This window comes from Pseudomonas sp. LS.1a (assembly GCF_022533585.1).
Classification (GTDB): domain Bacteria; phylum Pseudomonadota; class Gammaproteobacteria; order Pseudomonadales; family Pseudomonadaceae; genus Aquipseudomonas.
Genome location: NZ_CP092827.1, coordinates 5,729,478 through 5,748,595, shown reverse-complemented (window position 1 = coordinate 5,748,595; position 19,118 = coordinate 5,729,478). Strand labels below are relative to the sequence as shown.

The window sequence follows — 19,118 nt, the reverse complement described above, 5'->3', positions numbered from 1 at the left end:
GGATATCCCCTGAGTTTGAAAGCCGGATGAGGCAAAAACAAACCGCCATTGTACCGGTCGAGCGTTCAGTTATCCACATGTGGACACGCTAGGAACCATGACAAAACAGCCATTTATCGACCGAAACGGCTTCGCGGCGCTGTGAATAAGCCCTGTGGATAAGCGACCATGAGCGCTATGCACAACCCTGGGGTCAGCCCTGTTGATAACTCGACTGTGGATAAGCGTCGTTTTCATCCACAGCTTTTGACCATGAAGGAAACAAGCGCAGCACCGGTTGAGAACACAGTTGTAAAACTCTGTACAGCGCGTATTTTATGGTCTCAAGAAGGTTATCCACAGAAGGTTATCCACTTAAGATTTATAGATTCTTCAGAAAAGCTTTTTATATGTCTCTTCTTTTTTTTCATGTTGTCCCCAATTCGTGTGTCCGATCAAGCACCCCGTGGTGATGGACAAGCACGCACCGTCCATCACGTGCTCTATATGGAAAGACTGGTTGGAAATTGACCTACGGGCTTGCTTTCTCTAGAATCGCCGGTCTCTTAAAAAGGGGGCCATCCCGGCCCGTCGTCGACAAACCAGGTAATACGCCATGAAACGTACTTTCCAACCAAGCACCATCAAGCGCGCGCGCACCCACGGCTTCCGTGCCCGTATGGCTACCAAGAACGGCCGCGCTGTTCTGTCGCGTCGTCGTGCCAAAGGCCGTAAGCGTCTGGCCATTTGATTTTTCGGCACAGGTGGTGAGTCAGGACTTCAGTCGGGAAAAGCGACTGCTTACACCCCGACATTTCAAAGCGGTCTTCGACTCCCCAACCGGCAAGGTTCCAGGGAAAAACCTGCTGATCCTTGCTCGCGAGAACGGCCTCGATCACCCACGCCTTGGCCTGGTGATCGGCAAGAAGAGCGTCAAGCTCGCCGTTCAACGCAACCGCCTCAAGCGCTTGATGCGCGATTCCTTTCGTCTGAACCAGCAATTGCTTGCCGGGTTGGACATCGTGATCGTCGCGCGCAAGGGATTGGGTGAGATAGAAAACCCGGAATTGCACCAACACTTTGGCAAACTCTGGAAACGCCTGGCGCGCAGCCGGCCCGCTCCAGCAGCGACTGCCAATTCCGCAGGGGTAGACAGTCAAGATGCGTAAACTGGCGCTCGTTCCGATCCAGTTTTACCGTTATGCCATTAGTCCTCTGATGGCCAATCACTGTCGTTTCTTCCCCAGTTGCTCCTGTTACGCTTATGAAGCCATCGAAAACCACGGCCTCTGGCGTGGTGGGTGGCTAGCCGTTCGTCGCCTGGGGCGTTGTCATCCGTGGAACGACGGCGGTTTCGATCCCGTTCCTCCCGCTCCTTCCTCCCGAACTTCTTCGATAGCCGAGTAATCATGGATATTAAACGCACGATCCTGATCGTCGCCCTGGCAATCGTGTCCTACGTCATGGTCCTCAAGTGGAACCAGGACTACGGCCAGGCTGCCCTGCCGACTCAGAATACTGCTGCCAGCACTGTTGCCCCGGGCTTGCCGGACGGCGTACCGGCCGGTAATGCCGGCGCCAGCGCCGATGTACCAAGTGCCAACGCCGAAACCAGCGCAGCCGAACTGGCGCCGGTCGCGGTCAGCAAGGACCTGATCCGGGTCAAGACCGATGTTCTGGAACTGGCTATCGATCCGGTCGGTGGTGACATCGTCCAGCTGAACCTGCCGCAGTACCCACGTCGCCAGGATCATCCGGACATTCCGTTCCAGCTGTTCGACAACGGTGGCGAACGTGTCTACCTGGCACAAAGCGGCCTGACCGGCACCAACGGTCCGGATGCCCGTCCTGCCGGTCGCCCGCTGTACGCTGCCGACAAGAAGGCTTACCAGTTGGCCGATGGCCAGCAGCAACTGGTGGTCGACCTGAAGTTCAGCGATAACGGCGTCAACTACATCAAGCGCTTCAGCTTCAAGCGCGGCGAGTACGACCTGACCGTCAGCTACCTGATCGACAACCAGAGCGGCCAGGCCTGGAGCGGCAACATGTTTGCCCAGCTCAAGCGTGACGCCAGCTCCGATCCGTCGTCGAGCACCGCCACCGGCACCGCTACCTACCTGGGCGCCGCCCTGTGGACAGCTTCCGAGCCTTACAAAAAGGTCTCGATGAAGGACATCGACAAAGGTAGTTTGAAAGAAAATGTGTCCGGCGGCTGGGTTGCCTGGTTGCAGCACTACTTCGTGACCGCCTGGATTCCGGCCAAGTCGGACAACAATGTTGTTCAGACCCGCAAGGACAGCCAGGGCAACTACATCATCGGCTACACCGGCCCGGCCATCAGCGTGCCTGCTGGCGGCAAGGTCGAAACCAGTGCCATGCTGTACGCCGGCCCGAAAATCCAGTCCAAGCTGAAAGAGTTGTCCCCAGGCCTGGAACTGACCGTCGACTACGGCTTCCTGTGGTTCATCGCCCAGCCGATCTTCTGGCTGCTGCAACATATCCACAGCCTGCTGGGTAACTGGGGCTGGTCGATCATCGTGCTGACCATGCTGATCAAAGGCCTGTTCTTCCCGCTGTCGGCTGCCAGCTACCGTTCGATGGCGCGCATGCGTGCCGTTGCGCCGAAGCTCGCTGCACTGAAGGAACGCTTCGGTGACGATCGCCAGAAGATGTCCCAGGCGATGATGGAGCTGTACAAGAAAGAGAAGATCAACCCGCTGGGCGGCTGCCTGCCGATCCTGGTGCAGATGCCGGTGTTCCTGGCCCTGTACTGGGTACTGCTGGAAAGCGTGGAAATGCGCCAGGCCCCATGGATGCTGTGGATTACCGACCTGTCGATCAAGGATCCGTTCTTCATCCTGCCGATCATCATGGGCGCCACCATGTTCATCCAGCAACGTCTGAACCCGACGCCGCCAGATCCGATGCAGGCCAAGGTGATGAAAATGATGCCGATCATCTTCACCTTCTTCTTCCTGTGGTTCCCGGCTGGTCTGGTGCTGTACTGGGTTGTGAACAACTGCCTGTCGATTGCACAGCAGTGGTACATCACCCGCAGCATCGAAGCAGCCAGCAAAAAAGCTGCTGCTTGACAGGCTGCTACGCTAGCCTGTGAATAAAAACGCCCCCTAGTGGGGCGTTTTTGCTATCTGTCGTTTTTGTCGTAGAGGCTTTCGAGCATGAACACTGTGCGTGAAACCATCGCCGCCATCGCCACCGCCCAGGGCCGCGGCGGTGTGGGTATTGTCAGGTTGTCCGGCCCTCTGGCTGCCCAGGCCGGCCAGTTGATCACCGGCCGTACGCTTACCCCGCGCCACGCCCATTACGGCCCGTTCCGCGACGAGGAAGGGCTGGTGCTGGACGAAGGGATTGCGCTGTTCTTCCCCGGGCCGAACTCGTTCACCGGCGAGGACGTGCTGGAACTGCAGGGCCACGGTGGCCCGGTGGTGCTGGATATGCTGCTGCAGCGCTGTGTACAAGTGGGTTGCCGGCTGGCCCGCCCGGGGGAGTTCAGCGAGCGTGCGTTCCTCAACGACAAACTCGACCTGGCCCAGGCTGAAGCCATTGCCGACCTGATCGAGGCCAGTTCCAGCCAGGCCGCGCGCAATGCCCTGCGTTCGCTACAGGGGGAGTTCTCCAAGCGCGTGCATTTCCTGACCGAGGCGTTGATTGCGCTGCGCATCTACGTCGAGGCGGCGATCGACTTCCCTGAGGAGGAAATCGACTTCCTCGCCGATGGCCACGTGCTGGCGATGCTCGATACAGTGCGGGGAGATTTGTCCAGAGTACAGCGTGAAGCCGGGCAGGGGGCCTTGCTGCGTGATGGCATGACCGTGGTCATCGCCGGCCGGCCGAATGCAGGCAAGTCGAGCCTGCTGAACCAGCTGGCCGGGCGGGAAGCAGCCATCGTCACCGATATTGCCGGTACCACCCGGGACATCCTGCGCGAACATATCCACATCGACGGCATGCCGCTGCACGTGGTCGATACTGCCGGCCTGCGCGATACCGATGACCATGTGGAAAAGATCGGCGTGGAACGCGCGCTGAAGGCCATTGGCGAGGCAGACCGCGTGCTGTTGGTGGTGGACTCCACCGCGCCCGAGGCCAGCGACCCGTTTGCCCTGTGGCCGGAATTTCTCGACCAGCGGCCGGACCCGGGCAAGGTCACGCTGATTCGCAACAAGGCCGACCTGAGTGGTGAGCGGGTCGCGCTGGAACAGTGTGATGACGGCCATGTGACGATCACTCTCAGCGCCAAAGGGGATGACGCAGGGCTGCAGCTGCTGCGCGACCACCTGAAGGCCTGCATGGGTTATGAACAGACCGCTGAGAGTGGTTTCAGCGCCCGCCGGCGCCATCTGGATGCCCTGCGCCAGGCCAGCGAGCACCTGGAGCACGGCCGTGCACAACTGACCCTGGCTGGTGCGGGTGAACTGTTGGCGGAAGACCTGCGCCAGGCGCAGCAGGCCCTGGGGGAGATTACCGGGGCATTCAGCTCGGATGACCTGCTGGGGCGGATTTTCTCCAGCTTCTGCATCGGCAAGTAATCCACAGCCAGGCAAGGCCGAGAGCCGCTCCTTCGGGAGCGGCTTTTTTTTGCCTCAAATTTCACAGCTCCTACGGAAATCGCGCCGCACCTGAAGGCTGTGCAGAACCCTGCGGGAGCGGGTTCACCCGCGAAGAGGCCGGTGCAGGTTCACATTTTTTTCATTCGCCTACACCAATCTGCTCTCAGGAGCCCTGTGGAAAACTCGCATTGAGCTCCGTTGATAAGCAGGCTTTTTTGCTGAGGACAAACCCGCTTGTGGGTAAACAGCCATTTAATCCACAGGCTAAATCATGTTATCCATAGCCCTCATGGCACTCCAGCCACAGGGTTTAATTTTTCTCTATGCAGCATGGATAAAGGGCTGCATAACCTTATCCACAGACAGGCATGTGCATAAGAATAAACATAAAAACAAAGCTTTTTTAAATTTTTCCTCTTTGATTTCTGTTGTCTGCCATTCATCCACAGACTGGTCAAATTTTGCTCAGACGGTTTCTTTAAAGGGGCTGAAGTCCCTATACTTGTCCGCTTACCTTCTCTATTCGCAAAAACAGGCACGAGGTGCGTGGTGGATTTCCCTTCCCGTTTTGAAGTGATCGTCATCGGCGGCGGCCATGCCGGTACCGAGGCTGCGCTTGCGTCTGCACGCATGGGTGTGAAAACCCTGCTGCTGACCCATAACGTGGAAACCCTCGGTCACATGAGCTGCAACCCCGCCATCGGCGGTATTGGCAAAAGCCATCTGGTCAAAGAGATCGATGCCCTCGGCGGCGCCATGGCGCTGGCCACCGACAAGAGCGGCATCCAGTTCCGCGTTCTGAACAACCGCAAGGGCCCGGCCGTACGCGCCACCCGTGCACAGGCCGACCGCGCCATCTACAAGGCCGTGGTCCGTGAAATCCTGGAAAACCAGCCGAACCTGTGGATATTCCAGCAGTCCTGCGACGACCTGATCGTCGAGCAGGACCAGGTCAAAGGCGTGGTAACCCAGATGGGCCTGCGTTTCTTCGCCGAATCGGTGGTTCTGACCACCGGTACCTTCCTCGGCGGGCTTATCCACATTGGTCTGCAAAACCATTCCGGTGGTCGCGCCGGTGATCCACCTTCGATCGCCCTGGCCCACCGCATGCGTGAACTGCCGCTGCGCGTCGGCCGCCTGAAAACCGGTACCCCGCCACGCATCGACGGCCGTTCGGTGGACTTCTCGGTGATGACCGAGCAGCCAGGTGATACGCCTATCCCGGTCATGTCGTTCATGGGCAATGCCCAGATGCACCCGCGCCAGGTAAGCTGCTGGATTACCCACACCAACGCGCGCACCCACGAGATCATTGCCTCGAACCTCGACCGTTCGCCGATGTACTCGGGTGTGATCGAAGGTGTCGGCCCGCGCTACTGCCCGTCGATCGAAGACAAGATCCACCGCTTCGCCGACAAGGAAAGCCACCAGGTGTTCATCGAGCCGGAAGGCCTGACCACCCATGAGCTGTACCCCAACGGTATTTCCACTTCGCTGCCGTTCGACGTGCAGCTGGAACTGGTGCGTTCGATCCGCGGCATGGAAAATGCCCACATCGTGCGCCCGGGCTATGCCATCGAATACGACTATTTCGACCCGCGCGACCTCAAGTACAGCCTCGAAACCAAAGTCATCGGTGGACTGTTCTTCGCCGGCCAGATCAACGGCACCACCGGTTACGAAGAAGCCGGCGCCCAGGGCTTGCTGGCCGGGACCAACGCTGCCCTGCGGGCGCAGGGCCGTGACAGCTGGTGCCCGCGCCGCGACGAGGCGTACATCGGCGTACTGGTCGACGACCTGATTACCCTGGGTACCCAGGAGCCGTACCGCATGTTCACTTCGCGTGCCGAGTACCGCCTGATCCTGCGCGAAGACAACGCCGACCTGCGCCTGACCGAAAAGGGCCGCGAACTCGGCCTGGTCGACGACCAGCGCTGGGCCGCTTTCTGCGCCAAGCGCGACGGCATCGAGCGCGAGGAACAGCGCCTGAAGTCGACCTGGGTACGCCCGAACACCGAGCAAGGCCAGGCCATTGTGGATAAGTTCGGCACCCCGCTCAGCCACGAGTACAGCCTGCTCAACCTGCTGGCACGTCCGGAAATCGACTACGCCGGGCTGATCGAGGCAACCGGCGGCGAAGCGATCGATCCACAGGTCGCCGAGCAGGTCGAGATCCGCACCAAGTACGCCGGTTACATCGACCGCCAGCAGGATGAAATCGCCCGCCTGCGTGCCAGCGAAGACACCCGTCTGCCTGTGGATATCGATTACTCGACGATTTCCGGCCTGTCCAAGGAAATCCAGGGCAAGCTGGGCCAGACCCGTCCGGAAACCCTGGGTCAGGCTTCGCGCATCCCGGGCGTGACCCCGGCGGCGATTTCCCTGTTGCTGATTCACTTGAAAAAACGCGGCGCTGGCCGCGAATTGGAGCAAAGCGCTTGAGTTCCCTGGTCACCCCGCAACACGCTGAAGAGTTGTCCACAGGTGCGCGCCAGCTCGGTGTCGAGCTGAGCGCCGAGCATCACGAAAAGCTGCTCGGCTATCTGGCCCTGTTGATCAAATGGAACAAAGCCTACAACCTCACCGCCGTGCGCGACCCTGACGAGATGGTGTCGCGCCACCTGCTCGACAGCCTCAGTGTCATGCCGTTTATCCACAGCGAGCGTGACAACTGGCTGGATGTCGGCAGTGGCGGTGGCATGCCCGGTATCCCGTTGGCTATCCTGCATCCGCACAAGCGCGTGACAGTGCTGGACGCCAATGGCAAGAAGACCCGCTTCCTGACCCAGGTGAAAATGGAGCTCAAGCTGGACAACCTCACGGTTATCCACAGCCGGGTCGAAGCCTTCCAGCCGGCACAACCGTTCAGCGGAATCATCTCTCGCGCCTTCAGCAGCATGGAGAACTTCACCAACTGGACCCGCCACCTGGGCGACACCGGGACGCAATGGCTTGCAATGAAGGGGCTGCATCCTGCCGATGAACTGGTAGCATTGCCCGCAGACTTCACAGTGGAAAGCGAGCAGGCCCTGACCGTTCCAGGTTGCCAGGGCCAGCGCCATCTGCTGATACTGCGCCGCAAGGCATGACTGGGAACACACGCAACAATGGCTAAGGTATTCGCAATCGCGAACCAGAAAGGTGGTGTGGGCAAGACAACCACCTGTATCAATCTCGCCGCCTCGCTGGCCGCGACCAAGCGTCGTGTGCTGCTGATCGACCTCGATCCGCAGGGCAACGCCACCATGGGCAGCGGTGTGGACAAGCACGAGCTCGAGCACTCGGTCTACGACCTGTTGATCGGGGAATGCGACCTGGCCCAGGCCATGCATTACTCCGAGCACGGTGGTTTCCAGTTGCTGCCGGCCAACCGTGACCTGACCGCCGCCGAAGTGGTGCTGCTGGAAATGCAGGTCAAGGAAAGCCGCCTGCGCAACGCCCTGGCGCCGATCCGCGAGAACTACGACTACATCCTCATCGACTGCCCGCCGTCGCTGTCGATGCTCACGCTAAACGCCCTGGTCGCCTCTGATGGCGTGATCATCCCGATGCAGTGCGAGTACTACGCACTGGAAGGTCTCAGCGACCTTGTGGATAACATCAAGCGCATCGCTGCCCGGTTGAACCCGGAGCTGAAGATCGAAGGCCTGCTGCGGACCATGTACGATCCGCGCCTGAGCCTGAACAACGATGTTTCTGCGCAGCTTAAGGAGCACTTTGGCCCGCAGCTGTACGACACGGTCATTCCGCGCAACATTCGCCTGGCCGAGGCCCCGAGCTTCGGCATGCCGGCCCTGGCCTACGACAAGCAATCGCGCGGCGCACTGGCTTATCTGGCCCTGGCTGGGGAACTGGTACGCCGTCAACGTCGTCAATCCCGCACTGCACAAACAACTTAAGGAATCCGTATGGCCGTCAAGAAACGGGGTCTCGGACGTGGGTTGGATGCACTGCTCAGTGGTCCTTCCGTCAGCGCGCTCGAAGAGCAGGCTGTGAAGATCGACCAGAAAGAACTGCAACACCTGCCGGTCGAGCTGATCCAGCGTGGCAAGTACCAGCCACGCCGGGACATGGACCCGCAGGCGCTGGAAGAGCTCGCGCACTCGATTCGCAACCATGGCGTGATGCAGCCGATCGTGGTGCGCCCGGTCGATGGCAACCGCTACGAGATCATCGCCGGTGAGCGCCGCTGGCGTGCCACCCAGCAGGCTGGCCTGGACAAGATCCCGGCCATGGTCCGCGAAGTGCCCGACGAAGCCGCCATCGCCATGGCGCTGATCGAGAACATCCAGCGTGAAGACCTCAACCCGCTGGAAGAAGCCCTGGCCCTGCAGCGCTTGCAGCAGGAGTTCGAGCTCACCCAGCAACAGGTGGCCGATGCCGTGGGCAAGTCGCGGGTAACCGTGGCCAACCTGCTGCGCCTGATCACCCTGCCCGATGCGATCAAGACCATGCTCGCCCATGGCGACCTGGAGATGGGCCACGCCCGTGCATTGCTTGGCCTGGAAGAACACCGTCAGGAGGAGGGGGCGCGTCATGTTGTCGCACGTGGCCTCACCGTGCGCCAAACCGAGGCACTGGTCCGTCAGTGGCTCAGCGACAAGCCTGATCCGGTCGAACCGAGCAAACCTGATCCGGATATCGCACGCCTTGAACAGCGGCTCGCAGAGCGTCTGGGCTCGGCCGTGCAGATCCGTCATGGCAACAAGGGCAAAGGCCAGTTGGTTATTCGCTACAACTCGCTTGACGAGTTGCAAGGCGTGCTTGCTCACATCCGTTGAAACAATTCCCGTTGTAGCGCGCAGTCGGAAATCACTACGAAGAGTTGAATAGGGGTTAATCCACCCCTATACTCTGCGCGCATTTTGTCGGCACAAATTATGCCAAGTCATAACTGACTTGTTGGTCGACTTCCGAGGAGCAGTTGTGATGGAAATCCGCACGCCAAACCGCCTGCCTTTCCATCGCTGGGCGGTTTTCCCGGTACTGCTGGCTCAATTCGTCGTACTGCTGCTGGCAACGTTGGTGTTGTGGCAGTGGAAAGGGGCGGTCAGTGGATATTCAGGCCTTTGCGGAGGTTTGATTGCCTGGCTACCCAATGTGTATTTCGCCTGGAAGGCTTTTCGCTTCAGCGGGGCCCGGGCGGCACAAGCCATCGTCAAGTCGTTCTACGCTGGCGAGGCAGGCAAGATGATTTTGACGGCAGTGCTTTTTGCACTGACCTTCGCAGGAGTGAAGCCACTGGCGCCGTTAGCAGTATTCGGCGTCTTCGTGTTGACCCTTTTGGTCAGCTGGTTCGCGCCCCTGCTGATGAATAAAAGACTTTCGAGACCTTAGGGCGTTTGAGGCAACCATGGCAGCAGAAACCGCTTCGGGCTATATCCAGCACCACTTGCAGAACCTGACCTACGGTCAACTACCAGACGGCAGCTGGGGCTTCGCCCATTCGGCTGCAGAAGCCAAGGCAATGGGCTTCTGGGCGTTCCACCTGGACACCCTGGGTTGGTCCGTCGCGCTGGGTCTGATCTTCCTGTTCATCTTCCGCATGGCGGCCAAGAAGGCGACTTCCGGCCAACCTGGCGGCCTGCAGAACTTCGTTGAAGTGCTGGTGGACTTCGTCAACGGCAGCGTGAAGGACTCCTTCCACGGCCGTAGCCCGGTAATCGCCCCGCTGGCGCTGACCATTTTCGTCTGGGTGTTCCTGATGAACGCCATCGACCTGGTACCGGTCGACTGGATTCCTCAGCTGGCCATCCTGATCTCCGGTGACCCGCACATTCCGTTCCGCGCCGTGTCGACCACCGACCCGAACGCGACCCTGGCCATGGCCTTCTGTGTGTTCGCCCTGATCATCTTCTACAGCATCAAGGTCAAGGGCCTGGGCGGCTTCATCGGTGAGCTGACCCTGCACCCGTTCGGCAGCAAGAACATCTTCGTGCAGATCCTGCTGATTCCGGTCAACTTCCTGCTGGAATTCGTCACCCTGATCGCCAAGCCGATCTCGCTGGCACTGCGTCTGTTCGGCAACATGTACGCCGGCGAGCTGGTGTTCATCCTGATCGCCGTGATGTTCGGCGCCGGCATCCTCTGGCTCAGCGGCCTGGGTGTGGTGCTGCAGTGGGCGTGGGCTGTGTTCCACATCCTGATCATCACCCTGCAAGCCTTCATCTTCATGATGCTTACCATCGTCTACCTGTCGATGGCTCACGAAGATAACCATTAAGACCGCCTGGCGTGTCTGATAGCCTTCCCCGCTCGTTTGGGGGGAGGGCTTAAAAAGTCCGCAAGGGCATGCTGTACCAAACGATTTGTTTTACCGCTTCAAACTAAAAACCTAACCAATACGACGTAAAAGTCGGGAGGAAAGATGGAAACTGTAGTTGGTCTGACCGCTATCGCTGTTGCTCTGCTGATCGGCCTGGGTGCTCTGGGTACCGCCATTGGTTTCGGCCTGCTGGGCGGCAAGTTCCTGGAAGGCGCTGCTCGTCAACCAGAAATGGTTCCGATGCTGCAGGTGAAAATGTTCATCGTTGCCGGTCTGCTCGACGCCGTAACCATGATCGGTGTTGGTATCGCTCTGTTCTTCACCTTCGCGAACCCCTTCGTTGGTCAGATCGCCGGCTAATCACTCGTTTCTACGAGTTGATTGATGTGATGGACAAAGACCGAGCGAGGTGTTGGCGTGAACATTAATGCAACCCTGATTGGCCAATCCGTTGCTTTTCTGATTTTTGTACTCTTCTGCATGAAGTATGTATGGCCTCCGGTCATCACTGCCCTGCAAGAGCGCCAAAAGAAGATTGCCGACGGCTTGGACGCTGCCAACCGCGCAGCTCGCGACCTGGAGCTGGCCCAAGAGAAAGCGGGTCAGCAACTGCGTGAAGCGAAGGCACAGGCAGCCGAAATCATTGAGCAAAGCAAGAAACGCGCTGCTCAGCTTGTCGAGGAAGCCCGTGAACAGGCTCGCGTCGAAGCTGACCGTGTGAAGGCTCAGGCTCAAGCCGAGATCGAACAGGAACTGAACAGCGTCAAAGACGCCCTGCGTGCCCAAGTGGGTGCCCTGGCTGTTGGCGGTGCTGAAAAGATCCTTGGCGCCACAATCGATCAAAACGCGCATGCGGAGCTGGTTAACAAACTGGCCGCTGAAATTTAAGCGAGGGCGATCATGGCAGAACTGACCACGTTGGCCCGACCTTACGCTAAGGCTGCCTTTGAGCATGCCCAGGCCCATCAGCAACTGGCCAATTGGTCAGCCATGCTCGGCCTGGCTGCTGCGGTGTCGGAAGACGACACCATGCAGCGCCTGCTCAAGGCCCCGCGACTGACAAGCGCAGAAAAGGCCGCCGCATTCATTGAAGTGTGCGGTGACAAGTTCGATGCACAGGCACAGAATTTCATTCATGTTGCCGCGGAAAACGACCGTCTCCTGCTCCTGCCGGAGATTGCCGCCCTGTTCGACCTGTACAAGGCCGAGCAAGAAAAATCCGTGGACGTGGAAGTCACCAGTGCTTTTGCGTTGAACCAAGAACAGCAAGACAAACTCGCCAAGGTTCTCAGTGCACGGCTCAGCCGGGAAGTGCGCCTGCACGCGTCGGAGGATGCCAGCCTGATCGGCGGCGTCGTCATCCGCGCCGGCGACCTGGTAATCGATGGCTCGGTTCGCGGCAAGATCGCGAAACTGGCCGAAGCATTGAAATCTTGAGTTTGAAGGGGCAGCAGAGCAATGCAGCAACTCAATCCTTCCGAAATTAGTGAAATCATCAAGGGTCGCATCGAGAAGCTCGATGTCGGCTCCCAAGCCCGTAACGAAGGTACCGTCGTAAGCGTTTCCGACGGTATCGTACGGATCCACGGTCTGGCCGACGCTATGTATGGCGAAATGATCGAGTTCCCGGGCGGCGTATACGGTATGGCACTGAACCTGGAGCAAGACTCCGTAGGTGCGGTGGTACTGGGTGCGTACACCTCCCTCGCCGAGGGCATGAGCGCCAAGTGCACCGGTCGCATCCTGGAAGTTCCGGTTGGCAAAGGCCTGCTGGGCCGCGTCGTCGACGCTCTGGGTAACCCGATCGATGGCAAAGGTCCTCTGGCCACCACCGAAACCGACGCGGTCGAAAAGGTCGCTCCGGGTGTTATCTGGCGTAAGTCGGTAGACCAGCCTGTACAGACTGGCTACAAGTCGGTTGACGCCATGATCCCGGTTGGCCGTGGCCAGCGCGAGCTGATCATCGGTGACCGTCAGATCGGTAAGACCGCCATGGCGGTCGACGCGATCATCAACCAGAAAAACAGCGGTATCTTCTGCGTATACGTGGCCGTAGGCCAGAAGCAGTCGACCATCGCCAACGTTGTGCGCAAGCTGGAAGAAGCCGGCGCCCTGGCCAACACCATCGTTGTTGCCGCCAGCGCCTCGGAATCGGCCGCGCTGCAGTTCCTGGCTCCTTACGCCGGCTGCACCATGGGCGAATACTTCCGTGACCGCGGTGAAGACGCCCTGATCGTTTACGATGACCTGTCCAAGCAGGCCGTTGCTTACCGTCAGATCTCCCTGCTGCTGCGCCGTCCGCCAGGACGTGAAGCGTACCCAGGTGACGTGTTCTATCTCCACTCCCGTCTGCTGGAGCGTGCATCGCGCGTTTCGGAAGAATACGTCGAGAAGTTCACCAACGGCGCAGTCACTGGCAAGACCGGTTCCCTGACCGCCCTGCCGATCATCGAAACCCAGGCTGGCGACGTTTCCGCGTTCGTTCCGACCAACGTGATTTCCATCACCGACGGTCAGATCTTCCTGGAATCGGCCATGTTCAACTCGGGCATCCGCCCTGCAGTGAACGCCGGTGTTTCGGTATCCCGCGTAGGTGGTGCCGCTCAGACCAAGATCATCAAGAAGCTGTCCGGTGGTATCCGTACCGCTCTGGCTCAGTACCGTGAACTGGCTGCATTCGCCCAGTTCGCTTCCGATCTGGACGAAGCGACCCGCAAGCAGCTGGAGCATGGTCAGCGCGTTACCGAGCTGATGAAGCAGAAGCAGTACGCGCCGATGTCCATCGCGGACATGGCTCTGTCGCTGTACGCCGCTGAGCGTGGTTTCCTGACTGACGTGGAAGTCAACAAGGTCGGTAGCTTCGAGCAAGCACTGATCGCCTACTTCAACCGTGATCACGCCGAACTGATGGCGAAGATCAACGTGAAGGGTGACTTCAACGACGAAATCGACGCTGGCATGAAAGCCGGTATCGAGAAGTTCAAGGCCACCCAGACCTGGTAAGCCGCAGCGGGGGCTGCGGCCCCCGCTTGCTAACCTGATAGGTGATACATGGCAGGCGCAAAAGAGATTCGCAGTAAGATTGCGAGCATCAAAAGCACGCAAAAGATTACCAGCGCCATGGAGAAAGTGGCGGTCAGCAAGATGCGCAAGGCACAACTGCGCATGGCTGCTAGCCGTCCTTACGCGGAGCGTATCCGCCAGGTGATCGGTCATCTGGCCAACGCCAACCCGGAATACCGCCACCCGTTCATGATCGAGCGCCCTGTAAAGCGCGCCGGTTATATCGTGGTGAGCAGTGACCGTGGTCTGTGCGGTGGCTTGAACACCAACCTGTTCAAGGCCCTGGTCAAGGACATGAACGAAAACCGCGAACAGGGCGTGGAAATCGACCTGTGCGTGATCGGCAGCAAGGGTGCGACTTTCTTCCGCATCTTTGGCGGCAACGTCGTAGCCGCGATCAGCCACCTGGGCGAAGAGCCATCGATCAACGATCTGATCGGCTCCGTCAAAGTGATGCTGGACGCCTACCTGGACGGCCGTATCGATCGCCTCTCGGTGGTTTCGAACAAGTTCATCAACACCATGACCCAAAAACCGACGGTCGAGCAATTGGTACCGTTGGTGGCAACCCCGGATCAGGATCTCAAGCACCACTGGGACTACCTGTACGAACCCGACGCAAAAGAGCTGCTGGACGGCTTGATGGTGCGTTACGTGGAGTCGCAGGTGTACCAGGCGGTGGTCGAGAACAACGCTGCTGAACAAGCGGCCCGGATGATCGCCATGAAGAACGCCACAGACAACGCCGGTGATTTGATCAGCGAACTCCAGCTGATCTACAACAAGGCGCGTCAGGCTGCGATCACCCAGGAGATCTCGGAAATCGTCGGCGGCGCTGCCGCGGTTTAACGGTTCAAATATTCAGAGGATCCAGCTATGAGTAGCGGACGTATCGTTCAAATCATCGGCGCCGTCATCGACGTGGAATTCCCACGTGACGTCGTGCCGAGTGTTTACAACGCGCTGAAAGTACAAGGCGCGGAAACCACCCTGGAAGTTCAGCAGCAGCTGGGCGACGGCGTGGTTCGTACCATTGCGATGGGCTCGACCGAAGGCCTGAAGCGCGGTCTGGATGTCGTCGACACCGGCGCTGCCATTTCCGTTCCTGTTGGTAAGGCCACTCTGGGCCGTATCATGGACGTACTGGGCAACCCGATCGACGAAGCCGGCCCGATCGGCGAAGAAGAGCGTCGTGGTATCCACCAGAAGGCTCCTTCCTTCGCTGACCAGGCAGGCGGCAACGACCTGCTGGAAACCGGCATCAAGGTTATCGACCTGGTTTGCCCGTTCGCCAAGGGTGGTAAGGTTGGTCTGTTCGGTGGTGCCGGCGTCGGCAAGACCGTTAACATGATGGAACTGATCCGTAACATCGCCATTGAGCACAGCGGTTACTCCGTGTTCGCCGGTGTGGGTGAGCGTACTCGTGAGGGTAACGACTTCTACCACGAGATGAAGGATTCCAACGTTCTCGACAAGGTAGCACTGGTCTACGGTCAGATGAACGAGCCACCAGGAAACCGTCTGCGCGTAGCGCTGACCGGCCTGACCATGGCCGAGAAGTTCCGTGACGAAGGTAACGACGTTCTGCTGTTCGTCGACAACATCTATCGTTACACCCTGGCCGGTACCGAAGTATCCGCACTGCTGGGCCGTATGCCTTCCGCAGTAGGTTATCAGCCGACCCTGGCCGAAGAGATGGGCGTTCTGCAAGAACGTATTACTTCGACCAAAGAAGGTTCGATCACCTCGATCCAGGCCGTATACGTACCTGCGGACGACCTGACCGACCCGTCGCCAGCCACCACCTTCGCCCACCTGGACGCCACCGTCGTTCTGTCCCGTGACATCGCCTCCCTGGGTATCTACCCGGCGGTCGACCCACTGGACTCGACTTCGCGCCAGCTGGACCCGAACGTGATCGGCAACGAGCACTACGAAACTGCTCGCCAGGTTCAGTATGTTCTGCAGCGCTACAAAGAGCTGAAAGACATCATCGCGATCCTGGGTATGGACGAACTGTCCGAAGCCGACAAGCAACTGGTAGCCCGCGCTCGTAAGATCCAGCGCTTCCTGTCGCAGCCGTTCTTCGTGGCCGAAGTCTTCACCGGTTCGCCAGGCAAGTACGTTTCCCTGAAAGACACCATCGCTGGCTTCAGCGGCATCCTCAAAGGTGACTACGACCACCTGCCAGAACAAGCGTTCTACATGGTCGGCAGCATCGACGAAGCGATCGAGAAAGCCAAGAAACTGTAATCCCGGCGCCCCGAAAGGGGCGCTAATCAGGTTGAGGCAAGCAGATGGCTATGACAGTCCATTGCGATATCGTCAGCGCGGAAGGAGAGATCTTCTCCGGCCTGGTCGAGATGGTAGTTGCGCACGGTAACCTGGGTGATCTTGGTATCGCTCCGGGCCACGCGCCGCTGATCACCAATCTCAAGCCTGGTCCGATCACGCTGACCAAGCAGGGTGGCGAGCGCGAGGTGTTCTACATCTCCGGTGGCTTCCTGGAAGTGCAGCCGAACATGGTCAAGGTACTCGCCGACACCGTGCAGCGTGCAGCCGACCTGGACGAAGCCTCCGCTCAGGATGCCGTCAAGGCAGCTGAGAAGGCCCTGCATGAGAAAGGCGCGGATTTCGACTACAGTGCCGCATCCGCACGTCTGGCCGAGGCCGCAGCCCAGCTGCGTACCGTCCAGCAGATCCGCAAGAAGTTCGGCGGTTAATTCCGCAAGCTTCATGTAGATTGAGAACAAGGGTAGCCATCGGCTACCCTTTTTCTTTTTTTGTAACCTATGAAACCGGTCATTTCACTGACCGCCCAGGATTGGTAGCCAGTAATGTCACTCGATATCGTTATTCTCGCCGCCGGCCAAGGCACCCGCATGCGCTCGGCGCTGCCCAAGGTGCTGCACCCGGTAGCCGGCAATTCCATGCTCGGCCATGTTATCCACAGCGCGCGCCAGTTGCAGCCGCAAGGTATTCACGTGGTCATTGGCCATGGTGCCGAGCTGGTTCGCGAGCGCCTTGCCGCTGACGACCTGAACTTCGTCATGCAGGACAAGCAGCTGGGTACCGGCCATGCGGTTGCCCAGGCATTGCCGGCGCTGACCGCCGACACCGTGCTGGTGCTGTACGGTGACGTGCCGTTGATCGAAGTAGAGACCCTGCAGCGTCTGCTGGCCAAGGCCAACGAGCAGCAGCTGGGCCTGCTCACGGTGACCCTCGACGACCCGACCGGCTATGGCCGCATCGTGCGCGACGAGCAGGGCAAGGTGACTGCCATCGTTGAGCACAAGGACGCCAACGATGCGCAGAAAGCGATCAAGGAAGGCAACACCGGTATTCTGGCCCTGCCAGCCGCGCGCCTGGCCGACTGGATGGGCCGCCTGTCGAATAACAACGCCCAGGGCGAGTATTACCTGACCGACGTCATCGCCATGGCTGTGGCCGATGGCTTGGTGGTGGCTACCGAACAGCCCCACGACCCGATGGAAGTGCAAGGCGCCAACGACCGTCGCCAGCTGTCCGAGCTGGAGCGCCACTACCAGTTGCGCGAAGGCCGTCGCCTGATGGCCCAGGGCGTGACCCTGCGCGACCCGGCGCGCTTCGATGTGCGCGGTGAAGTGACCGTTGGCCGTGACGTGCTGATCGACATCAACGTGATTCTCGAAGGCAAGGTGGTCATCGAGGACGATGTGCAGATCGGCCCTAACTGCGTGATCAAGAATACCACCCTGCGCAAAGGCGCAGTGGTCAAGGCCAACAGCCACCTCGAAGGCGCCGTGATGGGCGAGGGCAGCGATGCCGGCCCGTTCGCCCGCCTGCGCCCGGGCAGCGTGCTGGACGCCAAGGCCCATGTGGGTAACTTCGTCGAACTGAAAAACGCCCACCTGGGTGAGGGCGCCAAGGCCGGTCACCTGACTTACCTGGGCGATGCCGAAATCGGTGCGCGCACCAACATCGGCGCCGGCACCATCACCTGCAACTACGATGGCGCCAACAAGTTCAAGACCGTGATGGGCGAGGACGTGTTCATCGGCTCCAACAACTCGTTGGTAGCGCCTGTGGAAATCAAGGCTGGTGCGACCACTGCTGCCGGCTCGACCATCACCCAGACTGTGGAGGCAGGCGACCTGGCGGTGGCTCGTGCGCGTCAACGCAACATCTCGGGTTGGAAACGGCCGGAAAAGATCAAGAAGAGCTGAGTTATACACAGCTGTTTCGATCGAAAGCCGACTTATGTGAATAAGTCGGCTTTTTTATTGGCAGGTCGCACTCAATTGCAGTCCGGCGCAATCCCTGTGGGAGCGGGTTCACCCGCGAACACCGTGTCTCTTTCTTCGCGGGTAAACCCGCTCCCACAGGGCGCCAATTTGCCGTGAAGATTTATCCACAGCTTGACGAATCGTTCATCTTAGGTTTTGATTGCCATCATTATCTTTCGAAACGAAACTTAAGCGCTCATGTCGAAACGAAACACCCCGCAGCGGCGGCACAACATCCTGGCTTTGCTCAGCGAGCAGGGCGAGGTGAGTGTGGACGCTTTGGCCAAGCGTTTCGCAACCTCGGAAGTCACCATCCGCAAGGACCTTGCTGCCCTCGAAACCAATGGCCTGTTGCTACGGCGCTACGGTGGCGCGGTCCCGGTGCCGCAAGAGCTGCTGGGTGAGCCCGCCCAGCCCGTGTCTTCCTATAAAAAGGCCATCGCCCGCGCCGCCGTCGCGCGTATCCGCGAGCATGCGCGCATCATCATCGACAGCGGCAGCACCACGGCAGCCATGATCCCCGAGCTGGGGCGCCAGCCTGGCCTGGTGGTGATGACCAATTCGATGAACGTGGCCCGCGCCATCTGCGACCTCGAACACGAGCCGGTGCTGCTGATGACCGGTGGCACCTGGGACCCGCATTCCGAGTCGTTCCAGGGCCAGGTGGCCGAGCAGGTGTTGCGCTCCTACGATTTCGACCAGCTGTTCATCGGCGCTGATGGTATCGACCTCGGCCGCGGCACCACCACCTTCAACGAACTTCTCGGGCTGAGCCGGGTCATGGCCGAAGTCGCCCGTGAAGTGATCGTGATGGTCGAATCGGACAAGGTCGGGCGCAAGATCCCCAACCTCGAGCTGCCCTGGGGCAGCGTGCACACCCTTATTACTGACGAACGCCTGCCCGCAGCGGCACGCGAACAAATTCAAGCCCGCGGCATCAACCTGATCTGCGCCGCGATCAGCCAGGAGCAATAA

21 protein-coding genes are annotated in these 19,118 nt (G+C 59.5%); all 21 read left to right on the top strand.

The annotated features are described in order from the left end of the window. The first annotated feature begins 168 nt into the window (after positions 1–168). The 21 genes from MKK04_RS26475 (at position 169) to MKK04_RS26375 (ending at position 19,118) form a co-directional block, all read left to right on the top strand. On the top strand, positions 169–510 hold the full coding sequence (locus MKK04_RS26475; RefSeq protein ID WP_241106129.1) for a hypothetical protein: 342 nt from the start codon (positions 169–171) through the stop codon (positions 508–510). Positions 511–595: 85 nt separating this feature from the next. Then, positions 596–730 carry a 50S ribosomal protein L34 gene (gene rpmH, locus MKK04_RS26470; protein ID WP_003253163.1) on the top strand — a complete coding sequence of 45 codons (135 nt, stop codon included), beginning with the start codon at positions 596–598 and terminating at the stop codon, positions 728–730. A 13-nt stretch (positions 731–743) separates the two neighbouring features. Beyond that, a complete protein-coding gene (rnpA, locus tag MKK04_RS26465) occupies positions 744–1,148 on the top strand; it encodes a ribonuclease P protein component (protein WP_082888282.1) in 405 nt (134 codons plus the stop codon). Further along, the gene (gene yidD / locus MKK04_RS26460) at positions 1,141–1,386 is read left to right on the top strand and encodes a membrane protein insertion efficiency factor YidD (protein ID WP_015268406.1); all 246 of its coding nucleotides are present in this window, start codon (positions 1,141–1,143) and stop codon (positions 1,384–1,386) included. The genes rnpA and yidD overlap by 8 nt, the downstream gene beginning before the upstream one ends. 2 nt (positions 1,387–1,388) lie before the next feature. After that, positions 1,389–3,071, top strand: a complete 1,683-nt coding sequence (yidC, locus tag MKK04_RS26455; RefSeq protein ID WP_207831407.1) for a membrane protein insertase YidC — start codon at positions 1,389–1,391, stop codon at positions 3,069–3,071. Positions 3,072–3,158: 87 nt separating this feature from the next. Next, positions 3,159–4,529 (top strand): tRNA uridine-5-carboxymethylaminomethyl(34) synthesis GTPase MnmE, encoded by a 1,371-nt coding sequence (mnmE, locus tag MKK04_RS26450; RefSeq protein WP_207831405.1) that lies wholly within the window; start codon positions 3,159–3,161, stop codon positions 4,527–4,529. 570 nt (positions 4,530–5,099) lie between these two features. After that, on the top strand, positions 5,100–6,992 hold the full coding sequence (gene mnmG, locus MKK04_RS26445) for a tRNA uridine-5-carboxymethylaminomethyl(34) synthesis enzyme MnmG (RefSeq protein ID WP_207831403.1): 1,893 nt from the start codon (positions 5,100–5,102) through the stop codon (positions 6,990–6,992). Then, complete coding sequence (rsmG, locus tag MKK04_RS26440) at positions 6,989–7,639, top strand: 16S rRNA (guanine(527)-N(7))-methyltransferase RsmG (RefSeq protein WP_003260025.1); 651 nt, start codon at positions 6,989–6,991, stop codon at positions 7,637–7,639. Before mnmG ends, rsmG begins: the two co-directional genes overlap by 4 nt. Positions 7,640–7,657: 18 nt before the next feature. After that, positions 7,658–8,449, top strand: a complete 792-nt coding sequence (locus MKK04_RS26435) for a ParA family protein (protein ID WP_012274913.1) — start codon at positions 7,658–7,660, stop codon at positions 8,447–8,449. A 9-nt stretch (positions 8,450–8,458) separates the two neighbouring features. After that, positions 8,459–9,331 (top strand): ParB/RepB/Spo0J family partition protein, encoded by an 873-nt coding sequence (locus MKK04_RS26430; protein ID WP_207831401.1) that lies wholly within the window; start codon positions 8,459–8,461, stop codon positions 9,329–9,331. A 148-nt stretch (positions 9,332–9,479) separates the two neighbouring features. Beyond that, on the top strand, positions 9,480–9,887 hold the full coding sequence (locus tag MKK04_RS26425) for a F0F1 ATP synthase subunit I (RefSeq protein ID WP_008092225.1): 408 nt from the start codon (positions 9,480–9,482) through the stop codon (positions 9,885–9,887). A gap of 16 nt (positions 9,888–9,903) precedes the next feature. Beyond that, complete coding sequence (atpB, locus tag MKK04_RS26420; RefSeq protein ID WP_023383137.1) at positions 9,904–10,773, top strand: F0F1 ATP synthase subunit A; 870 nt, start codon at positions 9,904–9,906, stop codon at positions 10,771–10,773. 144 nt (positions 10,774–10,917) lie between these two features. After that, positions 10,918–11,175 carry a F0F1 ATP synthase subunit C gene (atpE, locus tag MKK04_RS26415; RefSeq protein ID WP_003097235.1) on the top strand — a complete coding sequence of 86 codons (258 nt, stop codon included), beginning with the start codon at positions 10,918–10,920 and terminating at the stop codon, positions 11,173–11,175. Between the two features lie 57 nt (positions 11,176–11,232). After that, positions 11,233–11,703, top strand: coding sequence for a F0F1 ATP synthase subunit B (locus MKK04_RS26410; RefSeq protein ID WP_023383136.1), 471 nt, complete (start codon positions 11,233–11,235; stop codon positions 11,701–11,703). Between the two features lie 12 nt (positions 11,704–11,715). Next, positions 11,716–12,252: a F0F1 ATP synthase subunit delta gene (locus MKK04_RS26405; RefSeq protein WP_043214190.1), complete on the top strand. Its 537-nt coding sequence runs from the start codon at positions 11,716–11,718 to the stop codon at positions 12,250–12,252. Positions 12,253–12,273: 21 nt separating this feature from the next. Beyond that, positions 12,274–13,818 (top strand): F0F1 ATP synthase subunit alpha, encoded by a 1,545-nt coding sequence (atpA, locus tag MKK04_RS26400; protein WP_046615332.1) that lies wholly within the window; start codon positions 12,274–12,276, stop codon positions 13,816–13,818. Between the two features lie 48 nt (positions 13,819–13,866). After that, positions 13,867–14,727 carry a F0F1 ATP synthase subunit gamma gene (gene atpG / locus MKK04_RS26395; RefSeq protein WP_023383133.1) on the top strand — a complete coding sequence of 287 codons (861 nt, stop codon included), beginning with the start codon at positions 13,867–13,869 and terminating at the stop codon, positions 14,725–14,727. Positions 14,728–14,754: 27 nt separating this feature from the next. Next, positions 14,755–16,131, top strand: coding sequence for a F0F1 ATP synthase subunit beta (atpD, locus tag MKK04_RS26390; RefSeq protein WP_023383132.1), 1,377 nt, complete (start codon positions 14,755–14,757; stop codon positions 16,129–16,131). 44 nt (positions 16,132–16,175) lie between these two features. Next, on the top strand, positions 16,176–16,601 hold the full coding sequence (locus tag MKK04_RS26385) for a F0F1 ATP synthase subunit epsilon (protein WP_023383131.1): 426 nt from the start codon (positions 16,176–16,178) through the stop codon (positions 16,599–16,601). A gap of 114 nt (positions 16,602–16,715) precedes the next feature. Beyond that, positions 16,716–18,083, top strand: a complete 1,368-nt coding sequence (gene glmU / locus MKK04_RS26380) for a bifunctional UDP-N-acetylglucosamine diphosphorylase/glucosamine-1-phosphate N-acetyltransferase GlmU (RefSeq protein WP_233687618.1) — start codon at positions 16,716–16,718, stop codon at positions 18,081–18,083. 258 nt (positions 18,084–18,341) lie between these two features. After that, the gene (locus MKK04_RS26375; protein ID WP_063912287.1) at positions 18,342–19,118 is read left to right on the top strand and encodes a DeoR/GlpR family DNA-binding transcription regulator; all 777 of its coding nucleotides are present in this window, start codon (positions 18,342–18,344) and stop codon (positions 19,116–19,118) included.